This is a genomic window from Bacillus jepli (assembly GCF_047238305.1).
Lineage (GTDB): Bacteria > Bacillota > Bacilli > Bacillales > Bacillaceae_L > Ferdinandcohnia.
In genome coordinates this window covers 1,923,767-1,942,921 of the sequence record NZ_JBDFMO010000001.1, presented here as the reverse complement: position 1 = coordinate 1,942,921, position 19,155 = coordinate 1,923,767, and the positions used below count along the sequence as shown (strand labels likewise).

The following is a 19,155-nucleotide window of genomic DNA, read 5'->3' as shown; positions in this document are numbered from 1 at the left end:
TTTTACTTTTTATAAACTCTAAATGACTCAGCAATCTTGATGATTTCTTCTCGTGGAATTGGTTCTTTTCGGATTGATTTATCTTTGTTTTCGGCAATTAAGTTCAAATGATAGTTAACACCCTGATCAGTCCAATACATCATTTGGGTATTCCCGTTAAACATATAATAAGCAGTAATACCATTATTTAATTGAATGGTTTCATAGTCTTTTGTATTTACACTCTCTACTGCGCTATCTGCAAGTATTAGATGTATACTTCTAAAAGGTTTATTAAATGATAGGTAGCTAATATTTTGCACATGAAACTTTGGATTATTTGGTTCTAATTGTTTAAGTTCACCATCTTCTATTGATTGAGGTCCTAAATATTGCTCCATAAATTCAACCTCATATACCTCAAAAGGTGCATACGTAGGAAGCTTAATCTTTCTTTCAATCTCTTGAAGTTCCTTTATTTCCACGATCTGTTCTTCAGCTAAAAAGGCCTGGTGTGAGAATGGGTTTTGTGGCAAGGTCCAAATGAAAAAGGCTAACAGTGCAACTACTACTAGACTCCCAATTGTAGGTACAGTCCATTTCATCTTTTTCCATGTCTTTTGTACCGGATGTTCCTCGTAGCTCATTAATCTATCATGTATCCTTCTCTTGTTTTCAAACCCAAGTGTTGCTGTTGGCATGGATCGTAATTGATTTTCCAAATAATCATGCATGTGTAACACCTCCCATCCGTTGCTGCAAGGCCATTTTGGCTCGATGATAGGTTGACCGCGTTTTGTTTTCGCTCCACTGTAAGATTTCAGCCGTTTCCTGAACAGAAAACCCCTTTACTCCCCTTAACACAATCACATCACGATAACTAGATTTTAAGGATTGAATGGCCTCAAATAGCACTCTGTTTTCTTCTGATAATTGAAGAAGTTGCTCTGGTGTTTGATCTGTCCTTGGTTCGTGACTGGAATCAAAAGACAGCATCGTTCTCCATTTGTTTCGATTTCTCCTTCTGATTTCGTCAATTGCGATGTTCCTGGCAATACTGTAAAGCCAAGTTCTTGGACTAGAATTTCCTTTAAAGGCATGAATACCTTTAAGTGCCCTTATAAAAACCTCCTGGACCAAATCCTCCACATCTGCTTTTCCTACACGATACAACAGGAAATTGTAGAAGTCATCGCTATATTGATGGAACCAATCTGAGATGATCTCTTTCTCTCTCATATCCAAATTTTCTCCCCAAATTATTTTGCCATCTATCCCATTAGACGTTCTCGCTTCAAAATTATCGCACTTTTTCAGAAATAATATAAAATAGGAGCCGCTTTCAAAAGAAACGGACTCCTATTTTAAGCCGGATTATCTAACTAACATCACAATAAACGGAAGTAAAAGCGTGACGACTAAAGATTGTATGAACGTTAGGATGATATCCTTCTTCCACGGATTGCTTTTTGGATAACGATAATTGATCCGTTGAAAAACAAGAAACACGCCCCACCAAATCAGCAACATATAAATGACGGTACTTATGCTATCGTAAAACAATGGCTTTCCTCTCCTTAAATGGCTAATTATAATTATTTGACTTTTTTCTTTTTCATGACATGGATTAACGTTTATCAATGAGGGGGTTAATTGAAGGTTTTTTGTAGGAATTACTTTTCCCCAACTTCCTCTAGTATCTGATTTATAATATTCTGGGAGATTCTAATTTTATGAGAAACTAATAACTCTATATATGGCTTAATGTTGTGAATTATTTCTTTTCTTTTTGCAAGTCTTAGAACACCAAGAAGACCTATTGGTTTTAAATTTAAATCCTCTGCAAAATTTCTTGCTGATTGATCGTCAATAATAACAATTTTTGCATCAATCTCTTTAGCACCTACGATTACTTCAAGTTCTCCCTTGTGCAAACGACCATATGATTTTTCAACAAGTTGTTTTTCTTTTACTTTATGGACTTTTATTTGACCACTTTTTACTGCATTAAATAACTCCATTTTTCCAAATGATTGATTACTTCCTTTATTAACTATTTCATCATACACCTCTTTTGGAATGTAAATGTCAAATAGTTTCCAAAGTATATCTAGGCGCCCAAGAATAGATAAACCAATAATCGGACTGGAATTACATATCGCTTTCATCTGGTTTACCCTCTTTAATGATAAATTCAATGGTTTTATCATCAATCTGTTTGTGTTCCTCGGTGTATTCAGTCCAATGTATATTATGATTGATTAAAATTTGTATAAAATCGGGTAAACTTTTATCACAAAGTTCTGCCGCCCTCTTAATTGTCAGTTTTTTTGCAGTAAATAAATAGATGGCTAATGATAAATTTACATCTTCATTTATAGAATTTTCCCCTTTCAAAAAGGGCAAGAATTCCGGGTTTATTGCAACTTTTGCTTTCGAATCTTCCATTGCCAATACCATCATCCTCCTTTGTTTATTATTTCCAATATTTTTATTTAAATATCTTAAACCTCAATTCCATTATCTCACATTTTCAAAAAACTTAAAATTCATAAAAAACATTCCATTGTCTAATGGTAAAATAGAGTTAGAGATTTTTAGTATGGGGGGTTTTTATTTGAAGGGAAAAATATTCTGGGCAAGTATTTTAATTATCACCCTTAGCTACATCGGAAATTATATTTATTTTCATACTAAGCAGTTGGATGCACCGATATTTTTGGAACATTTTTATGAACTCACTATGAATGAAGAAGATGAGACGACACTTCCTTTCTATTATTTAACGAATAAGTCGGACCAATCAAATGTCAATTTTATAAGAATTGATGGAGTAGAAGCCTATGCTGATTCGAATGGAAATTTCATGTGGGAGTCGCAGGCACCTCAATTTGAACAAGAATATACTCACCATTATTTAAAAGCCGTTAATGTTTCATTCCCGTCTGAGTATGAGGGGGACAGTCCTTTATCGTTTTCAGAAATAGAGGTTCATTTTTCGGATGGTAAAACGGTTCAAGCGAATATTGGCAAGGTCACTCTACATAAGAGAATGGAGAATCCAAATGTGTTAGAGACCCGAATAAGTTCGAGCAGTAACCAGCATCGTGAAGAGAAATCAATGGTTGCTTTACAGCCAATCACGATTGAGAAGATCGAGATTCCTTTTGCCAGTGATTTATCTGATGACATTCTGATGAAGGTTGATCTTGAACAAAAAAGATTAGGGGAACTTGAAAAACTCATGACTGGTGCTAATCCTCCAGATTGGTTTGATGAGGAACGTGATAAAGAGTGGAGTGATTTGCCTGGTGTTTTGTTAAATGACAACTTACTTCCTCTTCATCTCAAACAAAATGAATGGATTCGTTTCTTGATGCAGTTCAACCCTGAACGGGATAGCTATTACCAGTTCAGTATTAAACTTTTTGGAAAAACAGAATCAGGTGAAGAATTCGTGAGGGAGCTTCCAATTAATGATCAGCTCGATCTAGACCAGAAGACCATTAATCGAATCATCAAGGCTAAAGAGAGCGGTGAAACCAATGAATTTTAAGCGAGTATTTTGGGGCTATCTGTTTATTTTACTAGAAATCCATTTGTTTTTTGTTGATATTTTACCAGAACCAATCGGATATTATCTTATTTTTTCAGGAATAGCCGCGGTACCAGCTGAAAACCTAATTGGTAACAAACTTAAAAAGCTGTTAATTGGTCTTATCATTATCAGTATTCCGACAGTGTTTATCCAGCAAAATGCGACAGGGACCGAATTTGGATCTTTTCTTGGCATTTCTCTTTTGGGTTACTATACATCGTTACTCGAAATTTTAAAATTGGTACTTGTTTTCTTTTTATTTCAACTAATTATGGAGGTTGTCACAGCAACCAATGATGAATTTTTAGCCCGACGAAGCGCGCAAACATTTAAGATTTATATGACGGTCATGCTACTTATCACGCTTTCACATACCTTTGCGATGAATCTTTCAAGTAACGTTATGGCGGGATATTTATTTTTCACGATTCCTGTAGGTCTCATCATGGAGATTATGTTTCTTGTGCTTTTATGGAAGTTGCATAAGCATGAGGGGTTTAATAAGGTTTATTAGGGAGAAAACATTAAAATTTGCCGCAATACACAAGTAAGCTCTATTGTATTGCGGTATTTTCTAATTATGAACGATTAGATTTTCCAATTCCATTTAAAGAAGAGAAAAATACAATGTACGATTGTCGCGAATATAACTACCGGTATAACCGGTTGCCAATACACTTCCCCTTTATAAATTAAATTTATGACAAAAAGAATTCCGATTCCTATAATCAGATTCATGATGTATTTCTTTAGCCTCAATGCCTCTGCCTTTTCTCTGAAAGTTGCACGCCAAGTTTTCGTTTTACTTTCTCTCAACAAGACCAAACCCCAATCCAGTTGGATCGACTAAATACGCTAAATAAAACTCATTAAATTCCATTTTTTCACGAACAATCAACGCTCCATTATCGACAGCTTTGGTGATTGAATCGTCAATTGAATCAACTTCAATCTGAATTCTGGTTCCATGAGGATAATCATGGGGACCTTTGCTTATTCCGCCATGAATTTCTGCTGGACCCGAGCTTTTAATGGGCCAAAACCCCCAATTCGGATCTCCCATTTCCCATCCAAAAACGGTTGAATAGAACTGAACTGCTTTTTCAGGATCTTGACTGCTCATTTCAAAACCTACAACTCTTGCCATTTTCATCGCTCCCTTAGTTCATTTTCCATATCGCCTTTGTATACCCTATTCTCATTCCTACTCGTTCCATGTTGGTTTGGCTGACTGAGCCAAATTTTGCCTGACCTACAAGTAACCTGCAGCCCTGTTCCATTGCTTTTTGCATTCGCTGCTTAATTAGTGCCGTTTGAATACCTTGATTACGGAATTCCGGTAATGTTGTTGCTGACGCGAGAGTTCCAATGCCGTTTTGGGTAGATAAGACCCCAATTCCAGCAGGGTTATTTTCAATACTTGCTAGATAGAATGTCCAATTCTTATTGTCGTAAAGAATTTGATTGTTTTGAGCGACCCCATCTTTTAAAAATGAAGGCATCCCAAAACCCTTTGTATAAATTTCAGCGAACAGATCAAATTCATCTTTTCCTAACTCACGGAGCGTGATTTTTGAAGAGTTTTCAGATGCTGGTAATGGATAAAGCTCTGAATAAAGAGTTGTGTGAAAGTCATGGTGATAAAAGCCTTTGTTACTCAAGTAGGTTAGTAATTCCGAAGAAACATGACCCGGTGTCAGTTCAAATCGAACCGGAATGTCCTTTTGTTTGTAAAAGTGTAAGATTGGTTAGATGAATGTTTCATCTCCATCTGATAAGCCCTTTACCGTATTGAAAGAAGGTCCCGGAATATTCTTAACTGAAAAGGCTGTTGCCTTTCCGAACTCTTCAATTTCGACGCCCATCGGATTTCCTTCAATTGCTTGGATCGCCGTTAGTCTTGATTTCAACACCTCAATTTCAGAGGATTCTAAGGCTTGAGCTAATTTTTTTGTGACGACCATTTTGGCACTTCCTTTTTTGAGGGTCTAATAAAGCTACCAATAATGACGAACACAAGTCCTGCTATAATCATTGTGTTAAAAACAGTTTTAGATTCTAAAAATCCCAATGGATAAAGGATTGCACTTGCCAAAATTCCTAACCCGAAGGAACTTACGGAATAACCGACTATATTTCTATACATTGATTGGCTTCCTCCTACACATATAGATCGTCTGCTGACTATCTTCTGTCAACGGTGTTTCATTTCAATCCTTGTAAACTGCTAAAATCTCAAATCCGTTTCCTTTTAAAAGTCGGTCCATTTCTTGAGGGAACACATATCACAATTTGATCATACCCCTCAAAGTTCTCTAATTGGTTCATTTATTCTGTTCCTTATTTCAAATGCTTCTCTATTATAATCCTTGCCCTTTCATCCAAATTGCTTGGAATTTCTTCTTTTGAAAAATATCTAAGGTCTAAGCTTTCATCATCATTCGCTTGTAAGTCACCACTTATTTCACTTGCTGCAAATAACACGATTACATTGTAGACTTCGTCACCATTTGGGTATTTAAAATAAAATTCCTTCCCAGATAATGTATCGATGTGTTTATATTTTTCTGCAACTAGTCCCGTTTCTTCGAATAATTCTCTTTTTGCTGTCTCCTCAAGGCTTTCTCCAGGCTCCATTGCACCACCTGGTAAACCCCATTCAAGAGTATCTGACCGATGCTGTAAAAGGATTTTATCTTCTCGATTTTTTTCGATTATTGTAGAACCAACCAAAATTAAAGGTCTATTTCCTATTAATTCTCTGATTTCTCTAGTGTAATCTCCCATACGTCCCCCTTGCAGAACTAATCTCTATACTATTTTCAACATAATGGTAGGAATTTCCTTCTTAACTTGTAAGCAAACCTGTGATTTATGGTAATATTAAAAAGGTAATTCTATCTTGAAATTGAAAGGCTTGGTTTTTGTGGTAAAAACAAAGAAAAAACGGGTGTTAACAGAGATTAAACAGCTTATTATGATTACCATCGGGGCTCTTATAGCGGCCTTTGGGTTAGAACTTTTTTTAGTACCAAATAATATTTTGGATGGTGGGGTTATTGGTCTTTCCATCATTGCTTCAAAGATATTAGATGTTCCGATGAGTATCTTTCTGATTGTTTTAAATATCCCGTTCCTTATATTTGGATATCGAAAAATGGGAACAAAGTTTACTCTACATACGTTATTTGGAGTTTTAGTATTATCAGCATTTACTGCATATTTACATCATTTTGAACCGGTAACGAATGATTTATTTTTAGCAACTGTTATTGGTGCAGTTATTTTAGGAACAGGTGTCGGGTTAGTTATTCGGACTGGTGGGGCATTGGATGGTACTGAAATTTTAGCCATCATTGTGAGTAAGAAACGGCCAGTGTCAGTTGGACAAACTGTGATGATCATGAACGTGTTTATTTTTATCCTTGCTGCCTTGCTTGTATTCAGTTGGGAAACAGCCATGTACTCCATTATTACTTATTACATCGCGTTTAAAATGATTGATATTGTGGTTGAAGGTATCGAAGAATTAAAATCAGTAACGATTATTTCAGATACTCCTGATGTGCTTGCTACTGAATTGAATAAGGTTTTGGGTCGTGGGATTACCTTTATTCATGGTGAAGGTGCCTATACAAATGAACCTAGAAAAATTATTTATACAATCGTCAGCCGGATTGAACTCTCTACACTAAGGGAAATTGCAAATGAGATTGACCCCAGTGCATTGATTGCCATCGAAAATATGGCAGATGTAACGGGTAGTAATTTCGGAAACGGTGAGGGACATTAAATAGTAAATGCAGAGGTTTTGACCTCTGCACTTTTTAATTGCAATAGATTCTAATTCAGCCTTCTTCTTCATATATATGTCCAAAAGCCTTAAAGGACGGATATCATGAAAAGTACTGGATATGGGCCAATCTTCATCTCAAGAATAGCCTTTATGTTTATCTTTACGGTATTCATATGTTTCATAGCTGCTTCCAGCATATCCTCTGTCAAAAAGATGGATTAATTTTCGACAATTTGATATTAACATTCGAACACTTCCGAACGAAGCTTTTGTTAAATTGCTTGAATTTGAGAATGCGTATTTCGGACAAACCTTAAGTGAAGAGCAAGAATCCATCACCAAAATGTTGGTAGAATCAACGCTTCAATTTAACTATGGTGATTTAAGAAGCTTTTTCGGTAATGAACTCCCTGGATTATCGATGTACCATACGGAAATTCTGATTTCTAGGGATGGTACCGATTTTACCAATCTTCCATACGAATCAGCACCTCCTTTAGATGTTTTACTACAAGAAAGGGAAATGGCACAGAAGGAGTTGGAAGAACTAAATAAGGAAGCTCCGAAAACACCACCAGCCAATCTAGCAACCAATAAAAAGGTGTTCATTTATCACTCTCATAGTTACGAATCCTACCTGCCTCTGCTTGGGCTTACAGGCGACCCTGATATGAATAAAGCGGTTGACTCTAAAACAAACATTACACTTGTTGGCGACCTTCTTGGTAAAGAGCTAGAAAAATACGGAATTGGTTCAGTTGTTGATACTACAAATATTGGACAGGAATTGAAGAAAAAAGGCTGGGATACCACCCAATCTTATGCAGTCTCACGCGGAATCGTTCAATCGGCAATGGCAAGTGACTCTGATATTGACTTTTTAATCGACCTACACCGTGATAGTATGCGAAAAGATGTGACATCAGTTTCCATCAACAATAAACCATATGCAAAAGTCTTTTTTGTTGTTGGAAAGGCTAGTAGTCATTTTGAACAAAGTTATGCATTAGCTGAATCGCTAGACAAGGCAATCGATTCGCAGTTTCCTGGAATCAGTCGGGGAGTGATTGCGAAGGGACTGAACCAAGGAAATGGCGTATATAATCAAGATCTGGCGGAGAACTCCATTCTCATTGAAATCGGTGGAGTCGATAATGATATGAAGGAATTAAAAAATACGGTTGAGGCACTTGCGAAAGTGATCAGTGAACATATTATCGATGCCGAGAAAGTGAACGCCTCTCATGAATAAAGAGCTACTCTTTTGGTTGATTTGGTTGTTTGCCTCAACCCTGATTTGCTTTTTTTACTTGCCCTTTGGTTATACCCTTGCGGCGTTTCTGACTGGGATTTTTATGTGCAGCAAGGCTTTGATTAAACAATCGATTGCTGATAATAAAAAACAACGGGGCTAGAAACCTGTCCGTTGACATAGAGAAAACATCACATACTGAAGGAAATGAAGTATGAAAGTGCAAATGATTCATACTTAGATAACAACAGTTTACTTTTTTTAGCGAAATAGCATACAAATACAACCATCATTTCTACCGATTTACAGGCATTTTTTTGGAATTTTATGTTAAAATAGAACATAAGAATGATAAAATCCAACTAATGAGCAGCTTCTAACATAATGAATGATAAAATGCTTTTGTTCAGGAGTGGAGTAATGGTCAAAAAAATAGTAAGACATACTTGGAATATTCTTTCAGGGATATTTGTTTTGTTATTATCACTATGGTTGAGTGGACCAGGCATTGCGGAAACAGACATACCTATTTACAGATGGCATTATATGTTGTTATTTATAATATGGGCAGTCGGTTTTTCATTACAATTTAAAGATCGATCCAAGAATATAGGGGTTATTATAACGTTTGTTCCAACTGCATATTATTTGATCCTATATTTTGTAACTGTATTCTACTGATGAAAAATAAGGCTAGGAAAATATCAATCCTAGTCTTTTTTCATTGTCTTATTTTCATCGAAAACTCTACACCCCTTGATTCCAAGTTGTAGATGTTTTTTCCTACAGTACTTGCAAAATGAAAATATTGTTTGTCTGAATTACTTGGCACCTTTTTTTCTCCAACCTCTGAAAGATAAATAACACACAAATGAGAATATTAGAATGCTGCCAATCCAAACTTGCAAACCTTCCGGCAAGAAATCAACTGGCATAAAATTTAGTTTACTGGTAAGATAAGTCCCGATTAACTTAAAAAGAAAAATGAAGATACATAAAATAACAACTTCCACTAGAAAGGTTTTAAAATGCAATTCCTTTTGTTCCCAACGTATGAGTGCAAGCGTTAAGATTACCCCAAAATACATCATGTCATTTACCTTCTTCTTTTTCCTGCTTCATTTTTTCATATTCATGCCAATCTACCTCTTTTACTTTTCGAAATTCTCTTCCACATTTTTTGCATGCGTAGTTTGCTGGTATTAAAAATGGTAGCCAACAAATGACGAATCCGTATGGAACTAAAAGCAATAATATCGCAGCTGGGATTTTAAACATAAAAAAGTTCATTTTTACTAGTATATCTGATTCGCAATGTAAACAAAGCTTCATATAGTCTCTCCTTTATTTTTATAAATTCTCGTAGATTTCAATCAGGTTGCCAGCTGGGTCACGGAAATGTGCAACCTTTAGCATCCAGGCCACCTGCTCATGCGGCTGTGTAATAAACTCCAGTTTAGCTTTCATTTTTTCATATGTATCCTCAACACTGTCCACTTTAAAAATTAATGTTGTTTTATCTTGATTCTCTACTAGTGGTACATATTCAGAACCAATCGCTGCCACCATTTGCTTTCTTTCAAAAAGACCAAGCTTTACCCCACCACTACCAGTAAAATCGGCATATCGTGAATTTTCGTTCCCCCATGAAACCTCAAAACCTAGTATATCTCGGTAAAATAAGAAACATTCTTTATAGTTATCTACCAACAGACGGATATGTGTTAAGTTCATTTGGTCCTCCTCAACTATTGTTCTACAGGTACTTCGCCTTCATTGTTCCAAGTTTCTAGCATTTGTTTGAAAAAGTCGGGCATTGCCCCGTGACCCATGTTGGAATAAGAACACCTTTAGCCATTTTGGTCTAATTTTACGATGTCATTGTCACTGTTTCCATTATATGTTTTTCAAAAATTCCTGTCTAATTGGAATGTTTCTGGGTTGGGCAAAGATTTTGGCTATTGGCCAGAAAGTTTGATTATTGACCGAAAACCCTTTTTATTAGCTATAAATTGCATTTATAAGCCATATTTTTTGTTTATTAGCCAAAAATCGTTAATGAGCCTGATTTTTTTACATACCTCCATCCGAATTTTGGACTCAACTTTCTATTTACTGCCACTAATCTACAATTTACTGCCGCTATTTTGAAAATACTGCCATTATCCGAAAAATACTGCCACTAGCTAAAATAACCCAATAACCAAAGCCCCAAGGAATCTCCTTGGGGCTCACACTTTACTTCACTGGTATCCAAATTTCAGAATAATAATTAGGTTCATATGCGTTTCCAGCTGGGTACAGTTCGAACTCTGCTGTCCCGGCATACTCATAACCGCTTGATGGGAACCATTCTGAGTAGATTTTTTTCCACGCGTCCTGCATTGCGTTTGGCATCGCACCATGTACCTCGAATACGGCCCATTTTGATGCTGGAATGTCTAAAACATCAAACTTCTCTGATTCACCCTCTACATTTTCCACCGCAACCCAATAATCGATGGCTCTGACGTTCGGCTCACTCACACAGACTCCCAAAATTCCATTTACTTCGCCGTTATTCAGTGGAATCAAGGCATCACAGGTACCGTCTGTATTCACTTCTTCCCATAACTTCGGAATACTACGAAGATGCTCATCATTCTCACATGAAAAATTGCGCTTTACACCTACTGCTTTAAATCCTTCCTTCTCAACAATCCGATACTTCACTGGATCTGCTCCTTTCAAACTCACCTGGATGACCAGGCGGCTATATGATTGCAGCTTTCCAATCCCCTTTCGAACGTCGCTTGGCGTTACACCATGCTGTTTCCGAAAAGCTTTTGTAAAAGCCTCGGGAGTGTCGTAGCCATATTTGTAGGCTAGATCAATAATCTTTGTTTCAGTTTTTGTTAATTCCTCAGCTTCAAGTGTTAACCGGCGGCGACGGAGGTAATCGCCCACTGTGATGTCCGTCAAAATTGAAAACGTGCGTTGAAAGTGAAACGGTGATGCATTCGCATGCCCTGCGATTTCCTCGATTGACACATCCTCAAGCAAATGGTCCTCCATAAAATCAATTGCATTTTGTAATGATTCTAGCCAACTCATTCTCCCTCACTCCTTACCTCAATTCTATCTGCCAAATGTTATTCAATCCTGTCATTTTGTGCTAAGTGAGGACAGATTTTTGATAAAAAAACTTCGGGTATCATCATGAGTAAGCTTGTTCAACACCTCAGTTTTTGCCAACCACTGAAGTTCTGCGATTTCTTCATCTATTGGAGACAAATCTTCAATATCGCCTGTGTATTCAACCAAGAACATCGTCGTCTCCTGGCGTTCAAACCCAATTTTCGGTTTCATTTTATCCGGAAATTCAAAACAAATATTCTCTTCAAACTCCTTTACCATAAAAAAATCAGTCGAACCGGTTTCTTCTTTAAGTTCACGGAGCATCGCATGTCGTGGGGATTCATCACTTTCTTCAATCCCACCCTTGATAAAATCCCACTCACCTGGTATTTTTTCCGAGCCAACTTTTACTTTATGTACGAGGAGAAATTGATGATCCTTATACACGATTGCTCCCACCGCTTGTCTAATCATAGAGATGGGGCTCGTTTCCTTCATGATCAAACAACTGCCCATTTTTAAAATAAATCCCTGAGTTTTCATCGATTCCATACCCAGGAACATTTAATTTTGAAACTGCCTCTATTAGGTTCTTCTCTTCGTTCCATTCTGAAAAATGGACTGAAATGACACAGTTTTTTATCAAGCTTAAGCCTGGTAAATATAGCTGTTCTTGTTGCAGCGTGTCTTCTGGTGAGATCACACAATGCTCGCAGGAGACCAAAGTTCCCGCTGAAAAGCCAGCAACAGGAACGCCTTCAATAAACATTTTTCGAATGGTTTCACCTACAGGAGTATCGACAATATAAGTACGGTAAAGCTCGGTTACCCCGCCGCCAATAATTATCCCACTGCATGTTTCAAGGTGAGCCAGTTGTTTCTGAGTTGGCTTTTCCGAAAGTGCAAAATAATAAAAATCATGCACTCCATTGCCTTCTAAAACCTTCGTGTAGCTCGGCATATATTCTTGCCAGCCTGGTCGCTCAAGAAACAAAATGGCCACCCCCGCAGTCTTGTTTCCAGCAAATCTCGCAAACCGTTCCCCTAATTTATCTGTAAATGGAGGTCCTCCCCCAAACAAAAATAGATGTGTTTCTGTCATTTTATCTTCCGCCCTTTTTTGAAAATGATAAGATTTATATGTATTTCGATAATCAAGACTAAAATCCTTTATTAATTTGAAACGTTTTGTATGACTAGTTTCTCTAACTAATAGATGAAAGGAGGAAGAGTTTTGAATATCAGCAAACTGGTTGCAAAAGCAAAAAAGGGAAATAACCGTGCATTTCAGGAATTAATTGATACCGAAAAAACGAAGCTTTATAAAATGGCCTATTTGTATATGAAAAATGAGGACGATGCACTTGAGGTGTTCCAGGAAACGGTTTATAAGGCGCTCACCTCGCTGAAGGATTTAAAAAATGATACATATTTTTCGACTTGGATTACTCGCATTCTGATTAATACTGCGATAGATCAACTTCGCAGAAAAAAAAGAGTGATTCCTATGGAAAGGGATTTCCTTGAAAGCAAAGCTCCTTCGTACACAGATAAGGAAGCCGATTCCGACTTATTGAACGCCATAAAAGGATTAGATGAAAAATATAAAACGGTTTTAGTTTTACGTTTTTACAAGGACTTCACAATCAAGCAAATCGCTGAATTTCTTGACTGTCCAGAAGGAACTGTGAAAACAAATATACACCGTGGGATTGCCCTTTTACGAGATCAATTAAAGGAGGTCATTGTGAATGAGTAAACATTACCCTGAGTTTAATAAAGAACTTGAAAACATTCATGTGCCCGTTGAGAAGCTTGATCGGATTATTCAACAAACAATTAACGATAATCGAAAACAGAAACCGAGACGTAAAAAGGTGGTCCTTACAACCATCGGGTCGGTTGCTGCTGCCTTTATCCTGTTTTTAGGGTCGGCAACTTTTTCACCGACATTAGCCAAGGTTGCGTCTGAAATCCCATTAGTCGGAACTTTTTTCAATGAGTCCAATGATGAAGGACTGCAAATCGCAGGAAAAAGTGGGCTTACTCAAGTCGTTAATCAGACAGCCAAAGATAATGGTGTGACGCTAACAATGAATGAAATTTTTTATGATGGTACTCGTTTAACATTTGGTCTTACCCATGAATCTCTTATAGCCATTGGCAATATTGAGCGACCAAACATTTGGGTAAATGGAGAAGAGATTAATTTTAGCACAGGAAGCTCTGGAAAATATATCACTCCATCCAAGTATGAAGTGGTCATGAATATTACCCCAACGGAGGAATTACCAGAAGAGTTTGATATAAAGGTTACCATTGATGCTGTGGGGCTTATGCCCGGAAAATGGGAATTTGAATTTCCGGTGAAGCAATCAAATGAAGTGACGGTGATTCGACCAAACAAAACAAACGTTATTTATGATGCTGACGTGGCTGTAGAGTCTGTCAAACTTGGCCCGGCCGGAACAGATTTAGCCATTCAAGTAAAATCGGATCCAAACAATACAAAAATGGACCCTTATATGGATTTACATTTTGCATTGATTGATGACCAAGGTAGTGTGCATCGAACTCTTACAGGCAGCGCTTATGGCGATACCATCAACGGAGTAGAGGTGGCAAACCATCGTTATCTCTATACACCAATTAAAAATGGCGTAAAAAGCCTAACGATTCTACCTTATAAGATTCCGACTGGGGTGGGTGCTGTTGAAGAGGAATCTGTTTCATTAAACGTTACACTTCCATTAACGCTTGACCAAGGCGAGGTAGGAAAAATAACAGTGACGGATGTTGAGTTTCTTGATGATAAAACGGTCGTTTATTTTGAATTAGATAGTGAGTTCCCATTTGACGATAACTTAACGATGAATCGAACATGGTTAGAATCGAAGGATGGCAAGGATTTATCCTTCCCGGAAGATCCTTTTGCGAAACGAATCAAAGGGAATCTTTTCAAGCAGGAATTTGAAGCGACAAAAACTAAAGACGTCAAATTTAAGGCTACTAAAATTCCTATGCCAATTATGTTTGATTCTTTTGAAATTACATTACCTTAAACGTAAAAGTCAGGCCAAAGTGCCTGACTTTTTTCGTTATCTATCATCTGCAAGTGCTTTTCTGTCAACGGCATGTGGTGGTTTTTCAAACCATCCCTCATCAATCATGATATTGGCACCATCTTCTACATAACGACCAATATCCAAGATGAATTTGCTAAACATTACCCCAAGGTCTCGTCTGCCGTTTAGTGACATCGCATTCGCATAGGATCGAATTTTCATCGAGAACATATCAATTTTATGGAATGTCATTAACTTATCTGAGAATGGCGGAATCGTTGATGCCTCCACTAAATCATCAAGTAACGGATGCCCAGGGAGATTTTCTTCGTGAAGCTTTGCCATACAATCCTTAATATGGTCCATTGTAATCTCCTTACCACGGAGCATAAATTCCTTCACCTTTTTATGATTTGCCACCTGGCTGAATCCCATCAATAGTCCTTTACTGGCCACATTGTTTTCTAGATTATCTTGGAGATGAGCAATTTCTAAAGCATGCAAGGGCCGTATGTCACCAAAGAATCCAGCTAAATAGGTTTGTTTTTCTACAAAACTTACTTCTTTCGGAATTGGTATAACGGGTGGTTTCGTTAAAAATCCTTTTTTTTCTAACGTTTCATTTAGATCAACTAAAAAATTGATCGTATCCAGATCAAATTTGATTACCGTATCCCTTACGTCTGGTCGTATCATCATAGGTATTGCTGTGGAGTAAAGACTGAGCCCTGCTTTCGCCGTATATTTTAAATAATGAAGATAAAATTCATCAGCGAACAACCTTGGGGCATCCATGTTTACGTCTTTTTTGACATCAAAACCAATTGGAATCGGGAAGTTTTCTTTATTATATATCTTCGTGATGTCGTCAGTAATTTTTTGACTGATGCTTTTTGCTTTTTTTAAGATTTCCATAATGTCAGGATCCTGACAATGTTTTTGAAAATAGGTTAACACGCAAATGGCCATTGTGTTCCCCATATAAACTGCCCAAAGCTTTCCCATTTCCGCTGAAGTAAGTCGTTCGTTATTGGGTTTCATCTGTATCTCCTCATCACTTTTTTATCTAGTATTTTGCAAGATGAGAGGATGTATTCAAAAAATGTAGGTTTCCGAAATATTTTTCGACAAAATTCCTTAGAATCGTCTTGAATGATTGCTGTTTCATCAAGGTTTGAGACAGCACCGAATTTCATCCCAAAAACCAAGTGACAACGTTCAACATTTTGGATGATTTTTACATTTGATTTCCTCTAGTCAATCATGTAGTATACATATACAAGCTACATTGTTCGTAATCATAATAAAGTTTAACCTTTGAGCTGAAATAGGGAGTTTAACATTGAAACTGGAATGGCAGGCCTTCGTCCATGGCGACATGAAGGACATACAGGAACGTTTCTGCAAACACCCACTTTGAGGAGTGGTGGTTTTAAACTTTCTTAGGGTATTACGGCAATTGTGGCTTTTCCAATTACATGCTAATCCATTTTCCAATAGGGGGATGGATTTTTTATTTGGCGTTCAAATGTCTTGACCGTTCATACTAATTAATTCTATAATTATTTTCTGTAGTGGTTTTACAATTTTATTATGTCCCAGTAGCTCAGTAGGATAGAGCGACAGCCTCCTAAGCTGTAGGTCGTTGGTTCGATTCCAATCTGGGACGCTACGTACAGCCCCTCGGTTTTGAGGGGCTATTTTTTTTGTAACAAAGAAAAAAGAGGCTTAAAGCCTCTATACTTCCTTTGTATTCGTGTCTTTCTCCACATACGCCGAAACCCCTTCATTAATTGTACGATCAATATCGAGATACGGTTTCCCGCGTAATGCCTTATTTGAAAAAATTTCAATACTTTCCTCTTTTGTATTCTTTGGCAAACTGACCACCTCCAACATTGGGCAATTTTCTACATTAGCCATATTGTGGGCAATCAGCACGAGGTTCATGCATTGTTCCATTCTAAAAACTCCAAACGGTTGCCGAACGGGTCATGGGCATAAAAGCGATTGGCACCTGGGAGATTGTTGTCATCAATTGTGTTCACGTTGTTTTGTTGCAGGTGCTGTTTTAAGGCTTCAAGCTTCTGAATTTCGAAAGCTGGATGTGCCTTTTTGGCGGGTACGAATGGGTCGTCAATGCCGATGTGTATTTGCACCGATCCATACGCAAACCAAACACCCCCACTTTTTCTGAGTGTCTCAGGCTTTTCGATTTCATGGCAACCTAACATAGTGGCATAAAAATGCCGCACTTCGTCTTCGCTCCCTTTTGGTGCAGCAAGCTGGACATGGTCAATCGCTTTTATTGTAAAATTCATGTTCATTCCCCCTAGTTTGTAAGTTACCTTCATCGTACTCCAATTCAGGGGGATAACTAAATTTGAATAACTTTATGTTTTTGTATAAGATTTGCTTATTCTGACGGGTATGTCTCTTGTAAGAATTTTATCGATTGAATAATTAGCTCCTTTAGCACTTCTACATCGATATCCGCAATTTTATTGATGTAAACACAGGCTTTTCCAGATGTGTGTTTGCCAAATTTTTCGAGCAATTCTTGTCGCTTCGTATCGCCAGTTGCAAAATATAAACTAATTTTTGCCTTGCGTGGTGAAAAGCCAACAAGCGGCGCATCGCCCTCATGGCCAGTCGCATATTTGTAATGGTAGGAACCAAACCCAATTATGCTTGGACCCCACATTTTGGCCGGATACCCAGACGTTTCTGTAAAAACGTCTAATAGCCTGTAAGCATCTTCTTTCTTTTTCGGATTATCGACTTTTTCGATAAATTCAATGACACTCGCATCGTTTTCTTTAGTTTTTAATTCGTACATTGTTTGGTAGGCCTCCTTATTAGTAGTAGGATTGACATTGTTTATTCATTCGAGACGTTGGGTGGGGATTCCTGCTTTGTGGTTTTACTAAAAACAGTATTTATTAATTATAAACAGTAAAATTAAATTAAAAACAGTAAACCTCTTTTAAAAACAGTCTTTAAAAATTAAAAACAATAAAGGATAGATATTTTATTTTTCATAGAAGATTTGCCACGGTTTATCCGGCAATTAATACACTCTATCCCGAAAATTGCCATCATATTCTAAATTTAAGGACAAGAGAATGTTTTTAGCTGCCGTTATCGAGTCCAAATCTAAAAATTTGCGCAATTATCGGTTAGTAATGGTATTACCAATTAAAAGATGATAGTCAATAACCGCATCTAAATATGCTGTTTTGGCAGAAAAATGACATGATGTGCAATGCCACTTTCTTTGGGTTCGAATCATCGGTATGCTCCCACACTTTTCACATCGCACACCTGTAATTAATTCATCCTTAGAAATCTTATATTGTTCCAAAATGTTAGCATCATTTGGGGTATGTTTCTTTAAAAGTAGTTTTGACAATTTTTGAAGTTGCTTTTTATCAAAGTTCTCTTCCCGATTCCTCTTCTCAAACAACTCAATCTTTTGAAGAAAACTCGGGCTTTTAATTACTTTGTTATAGTATTTAATGTCTTTGCTGGCATCAATAATAGCGTTAGGATTTGTAAAAATTACAAGGGTTTCAATTAGAATGGAGGGGAATTTGAAGGATTCTAGAAGTCTGTTAAGCTGTAGCTGATGCCTGTTGATTTGAGTAATAGGGCAGTTATACGATTTTCTCGTATCTTTGTAGGTTTGGATTAATTGGTCAAACTTCCCGTCAAAATATAGTTCACCGCGATAATGTTTGGCATCGATTATTAATTGGAATGTGGGATTAATGAGAAGTATGTCTATTTCAAAAAAATGCTCTCCGGAGATATCCGGAAGACGAAGGTTATGGAAGATAAGGTAGTCTTTTTCTTTTAAAAAGGTCAAATAGTACTGTAAAGATAGTTCACCTTTGTAACCAGCCATTCTCCTACCAAATTCATCTCTAATTTCTTGATATTTTGGGTGTGATTTTGATAGTCTTCCAATCAATGCTCCTAGTTTTCTTAGTCTAAGAGGTAGTTCTAGTTCTTTTTTATTCATTTGCACTCTCCTTTTATTTGTTCTATAAGTCTTTTCTACAAAAATTGCTAAAAATCCTTCAATAAACTAAAATGACGAGTAATTTTTTTAAAAAGGCAATTGTTTACTGTCGATAATTTGAAAATACTATTTTTATTTTAATTTTACTGTTTTTAATCAACAAACACTGTTTTTATTTGTATTTTACTGTTTTTAGCTGATTTCAGGGCACATATTTGCTCTTCAATTTCAGTTCATCATTCCTTTTTCTGGAACATCCAATAAATAATTCCACCAACCTCTGGTAAAACTAAGGACACGATGTAAGAAGTAGGAGGCGTGTGT

Annotated in this window: 25 protein-coding genes, 1 tRNA gene, 1 other RNA gene and 1 pseudogene; 8 read left to right on the top strand and 20 right to left on the bottom strand. The window is 36.9% G+C overall.

The window, feature by feature from the left end; genetic code table 11:
• Window positions 1–2: 2 nt before the first annotated feature.
• The 5 genes from ABC371_RS09710 to ABC371_RS09690 form a co-directional block, all read right to left on the bottom strand.
• Window positions 3–713, bottom strand: a complete 711-nt coding sequence (locus tag ABC371_RS09710; protein WP_412896615.1) for a DUF4367 domain-containing protein — start codon at window positions 711–713, stop codon at window positions 3–5.
• A complete protein-coding gene (locus ABC371_RS09705) occupies window positions 706–1,218 on the bottom strand; it encodes an RNA polymerase sigma factor (RefSeq protein ID WP_412896614.1) in 513 nt (170 codons plus the stop codon). Before ABC371_RS09705 ends, ABC371_RS09710 begins: the two co-directional genes overlap by 8 nt.
• Window positions 1,219–1,353: 135 nt before the next feature.
• Window positions 1,354–1,542 (bottom strand): hypothetical protein, encoded by a 189-nt coding sequence (locus ABC371_RS09700; protein ID WP_412896613.1) that lies wholly within the window; start codon window positions 1,540–1,542, stop codon window positions 1,354–1,356.
• A gap of 110 nt (window positions 1,543–1,652) precedes the next feature.
• Complete coding sequence (locus ABC371_RS09695; protein WP_412896612.1) at window positions 1,653–2,147, bottom strand: PIN domain-containing protein; 495 nt, start codon at window positions 2,145–2,147, stop codon at window positions 1,653–1,655.
• Window positions 2,131–2,427, bottom strand: a complete 297-nt coding sequence (locus ABC371_RS09690; RefSeq protein ID WP_412899314.1) for a UPF0175 family protein — start codon at window positions 2,425–2,427, stop codon at window positions 2,131–2,133. The genes ABC371_RS09695 and ABC371_RS09690 overlap by 17 nt, the downstream gene beginning before the upstream one ends.
• A gap of 169 nt (window positions 2,428–2,596) precedes the next feature.
• Here ABC371_RS09690 and ABC371_RS09685 point away from each other — a divergent pair, with 169 nt between their 5' ends.
• Window positions 2,597–3,535, top strand: coding sequence for a hypothetical protein (locus ABC371_RS09685; protein ID WP_412896611.1), 939 nt, complete (start codon window positions 2,597–2,599; stop codon window positions 3,533–3,535).
• A complete protein-coding gene (locus ABC371_RS09680) occupies window positions 3,525–4,091 on the top strand; it encodes a hypothetical protein (RefSeq protein ID WP_412896610.1) in 567 nt (188 codons plus the stop codon). The genes ABC371_RS09685 and ABC371_RS09680 overlap by 11 nt, the downstream gene beginning before the upstream one ends.
• Before the next feature lie 288 nt (window positions 4,092–4,379).
• Here ABC371_RS09680 and ABC371_RS09675 read toward each other — a convergent pair whose 3' ends face one another.
• The 4 genes and pseudogenes from ABC371_RS09675 to ABC371_RS09660 all read right to left on the bottom strand — a co-directional run bounded on the left by ABC371_RS09675 (window position 4,380) and on the right by ABC371_RS09660 (window position 6,364).
• Window positions 4,380–4,724, bottom strand: coding sequence for a VOC family protein (locus tag ABC371_RS09675; protein ID WP_412896609.1), 345 nt, complete (start codon window positions 4,722–4,724; stop codon window positions 4,380–4,382).
• A 13-nt stretch (window positions 4,725–4,737) separates the two neighbouring features.
• Window positions 4,738–5,541, bottom strand: a pseudogene (locus tag ABC371_RS09670) (GNAT family N-acetyltransferase).
• A complete protein-coding gene (locus ABC371_RS09665) occupies window positions 5,520–5,723 on the bottom strand; it encodes a hypothetical protein (protein WP_412896608.1) in 204 nt (67 codons plus the stop codon). Before ABC371_RS09665 ends, ABC371_RS09670 begins: the two are co-directional and overlap by 22 nt.
• A gap of 194 nt (window positions 5,724–5,917) precedes the next feature.
• A complete protein-coding gene (locus ABC371_RS09660) occupies window positions 5,918–6,364 on the bottom strand; it encodes an NUDIX hydrolase (protein WP_412896607.1) in 447 nt (148 codons plus the stop codon).
• Between the two features lie 121 nt (window positions 6,365–6,485).
• Between ABC371_RS09660 and ABC371_RS09655 the strand changes: the two genes are divergently transcribed.
• Together ABC371_RS09655 and spoIIP are read left to right on the top strand one after the other, a co-directional pair.
• Complete coding sequence (locus ABC371_RS09655; protein ID WP_412899313.1) at window positions 6,486–7,370, top strand: YitT family protein; 885 nt, start codon at window positions 6,486–6,488, stop codon at window positions 7,368–7,370.
• A 280-nt stretch (window positions 7,371–7,650) separates the two neighbouring features.
• Complete coding sequence (gene spoIIP, locus ABC371_RS09650; protein ID WP_412896606.1) at window positions 7,651–8,625, top strand: stage II sporulation protein P; 975 nt, start codon at window positions 7,651–7,653, stop codon at window positions 8,623–8,625.
• Between the two features lie 821 nt (window positions 8,626–9,446).
• Here the strand turns inward: spoIIP and ABC371_RS09645 are convergent.
• From ABC371_RS09645 to ABC371_RS09620, 6 genes are all read right to left on the bottom strand, one after another.
• Window positions 9,447–9,716, bottom strand: a complete 270-nt coding sequence (locus ABC371_RS09645; protein WP_412896605.1) for a hypothetical protein — start codon at window positions 9,714–9,716, stop codon at window positions 9,447–9,449.
• A 1-nt stretch (window position 9,717) separates the two neighbouring features.
• Entirely contained in the window at window positions 9,718–9,957 is a 240-nt protein-coding gene (locus ABC371_RS09640) for a hypothetical protein (protein ID WP_412896604.1), read from the bottom strand.
• An 18-nt stretch (window positions 9,958–9,975) separates the two neighbouring features.
• The gene (locus tag ABC371_RS09635) at window positions 9,976–10,359 is read right to left on the bottom strand and encodes a VOC family protein (RefSeq protein ID WP_412896603.1); all 384 of its coding nucleotides are present in this window, start codon (window positions 10,357–10,359) and stop codon (window positions 9,976–9,978) included.
• Window positions 10,360–10,863: 504 nt separating this feature from the next.
• Window positions 10,864–11,718, bottom strand: a complete 855-nt coding sequence (locus ABC371_RS09630; RefSeq protein ID WP_412896602.1) for an effector binding domain-containing protein — start codon at window positions 11,716–11,718, stop codon at window positions 10,864–10,866.
• A gap of 51 nt (window positions 11,719–11,769) precedes the next feature.
• Window positions 11,770–12,216 (bottom strand): NUDIX hydrolase, encoded by a 447-nt coding sequence (locus tag ABC371_RS09625; RefSeq protein WP_412896601.1) that lies wholly within the window; start codon window positions 12,214–12,216, stop codon window positions 11,770–11,772.
• On the bottom strand, window positions 12,209–12,844 hold the full coding sequence (locus ABC371_RS09620; protein ID WP_412896600.1) for a Type 1 glutamine amidotransferase-like domain-containing protein: 636 nt from the start codon (window positions 12,842–12,844) through the stop codon (window positions 12,209–12,211). Before ABC371_RS09620 ends, ABC371_RS09625 begins: the two co-directional genes overlap by 8 nt.
• Window positions 12,845–12,958: 114 nt before the next feature.
• Here ABC371_RS09620 and ABC371_RS09615 point away from each other — a divergent pair, with 114 nt between their 5' ends.
• Window positions 12,959–13,501: a sigma-70 family RNA polymerase sigma factor gene (locus ABC371_RS09615; protein ID WP_412896599.1), complete on the top strand. Its 543-nt coding sequence runs from the start codon at window positions 12,959–12,961 to the stop codon at window positions 13,499–13,501.
• Window positions 13,494–14,804 carry a DUF4179 domain-containing protein gene (locus ABC371_RS09610; RefSeq protein ID WP_412896598.1) on the top strand — a complete coding sequence of 437 codons (1,311 nt, stop codon included), beginning with the start codon at window positions 13,494–13,496 and terminating at the stop codon, window positions 14,802–14,804. The genes ABC371_RS09615 and ABC371_RS09610 overlap by 8 nt, the downstream gene beginning before the upstream one ends.
• A gap of 36 nt (window positions 14,805–14,840) precedes the next feature.
• On the opposite strand, the gene ABC371_RS09605 is transcribed toward ABC371_RS09610, so the two are convergent.
• Window positions 14,841–15,848, bottom strand: a complete 1,008-nt coding sequence (locus tag ABC371_RS09605; RefSeq protein WP_412896597.1) for a DUF3231 family protein — start codon at window positions 15,846–15,848, stop codon at window positions 14,841–14,843.
• Window positions 15,849–16,084: 236 nt separating this feature from the next.
• Here ABC371_RS09605 and ssrS point away from each other — a divergent pair.
• Both ssrS and ABC371_RS09595 read left to right on the top strand, forming a co-directional pair.
• Window positions 16,085–16,279: non-coding RNA, 6S RNA (gene ssrS, locus ABC371_RS09600), on the top strand.
• A gap of 123 nt (window positions 16,280–16,402) precedes the next feature.
• A tRNA-Arg gene (locus ABC371_RS09595) sits at window positions 16,403–16,476 on the top strand.
• Between the two features lie 68 nt (window positions 16,477–16,544).
• Here ABC371_RS09595 and ABC371_RS09590 read toward each other — a convergent pair.
• From ABC371_RS09590 to ABC371_RS09575, 4 genes are all read right to left on the bottom strand, one after another.
• Complete coding sequence (locus tag ABC371_RS09590) at window positions 16,545–16,769, bottom strand: hypothetical protein (protein ID WP_412896596.1); 225 nt, start codon at window positions 16,767–16,769, stop codon at window positions 16,545–16,547.
• Window positions 16,754–17,128, bottom strand: a complete 375-nt coding sequence (locus ABC371_RS09585; protein WP_412896595.1) for a VOC family protein — start codon at window positions 17,126–17,128, stop codon at window positions 16,754–16,756. The genes ABC371_RS09590 and ABC371_RS09585 overlap by 16 nt, the downstream gene beginning before the upstream one ends.
• A gap of 95 nt (window positions 17,129–17,223) precedes the next feature.
• Window positions 17,224–17,646, bottom strand: a complete 423-nt coding sequence (locus tag ABC371_RS09580; protein WP_412896594.1) for a DUF1801 domain-containing protein — start codon at window positions 17,644–17,646, stop codon at window positions 17,224–17,226.
• A gap of 333 nt (window positions 17,647–17,979) precedes the next feature.
• A complete protein-coding gene (locus ABC371_RS09575) occupies window positions 17,980–18,831 on the bottom strand; it encodes a nuclease-related domain-containing protein (RefSeq protein ID WP_412896593.1) in 852 nt (283 codons plus the stop codon).
• Window positions 18,832–19,155: the final 324 nt, after the last annotated feature.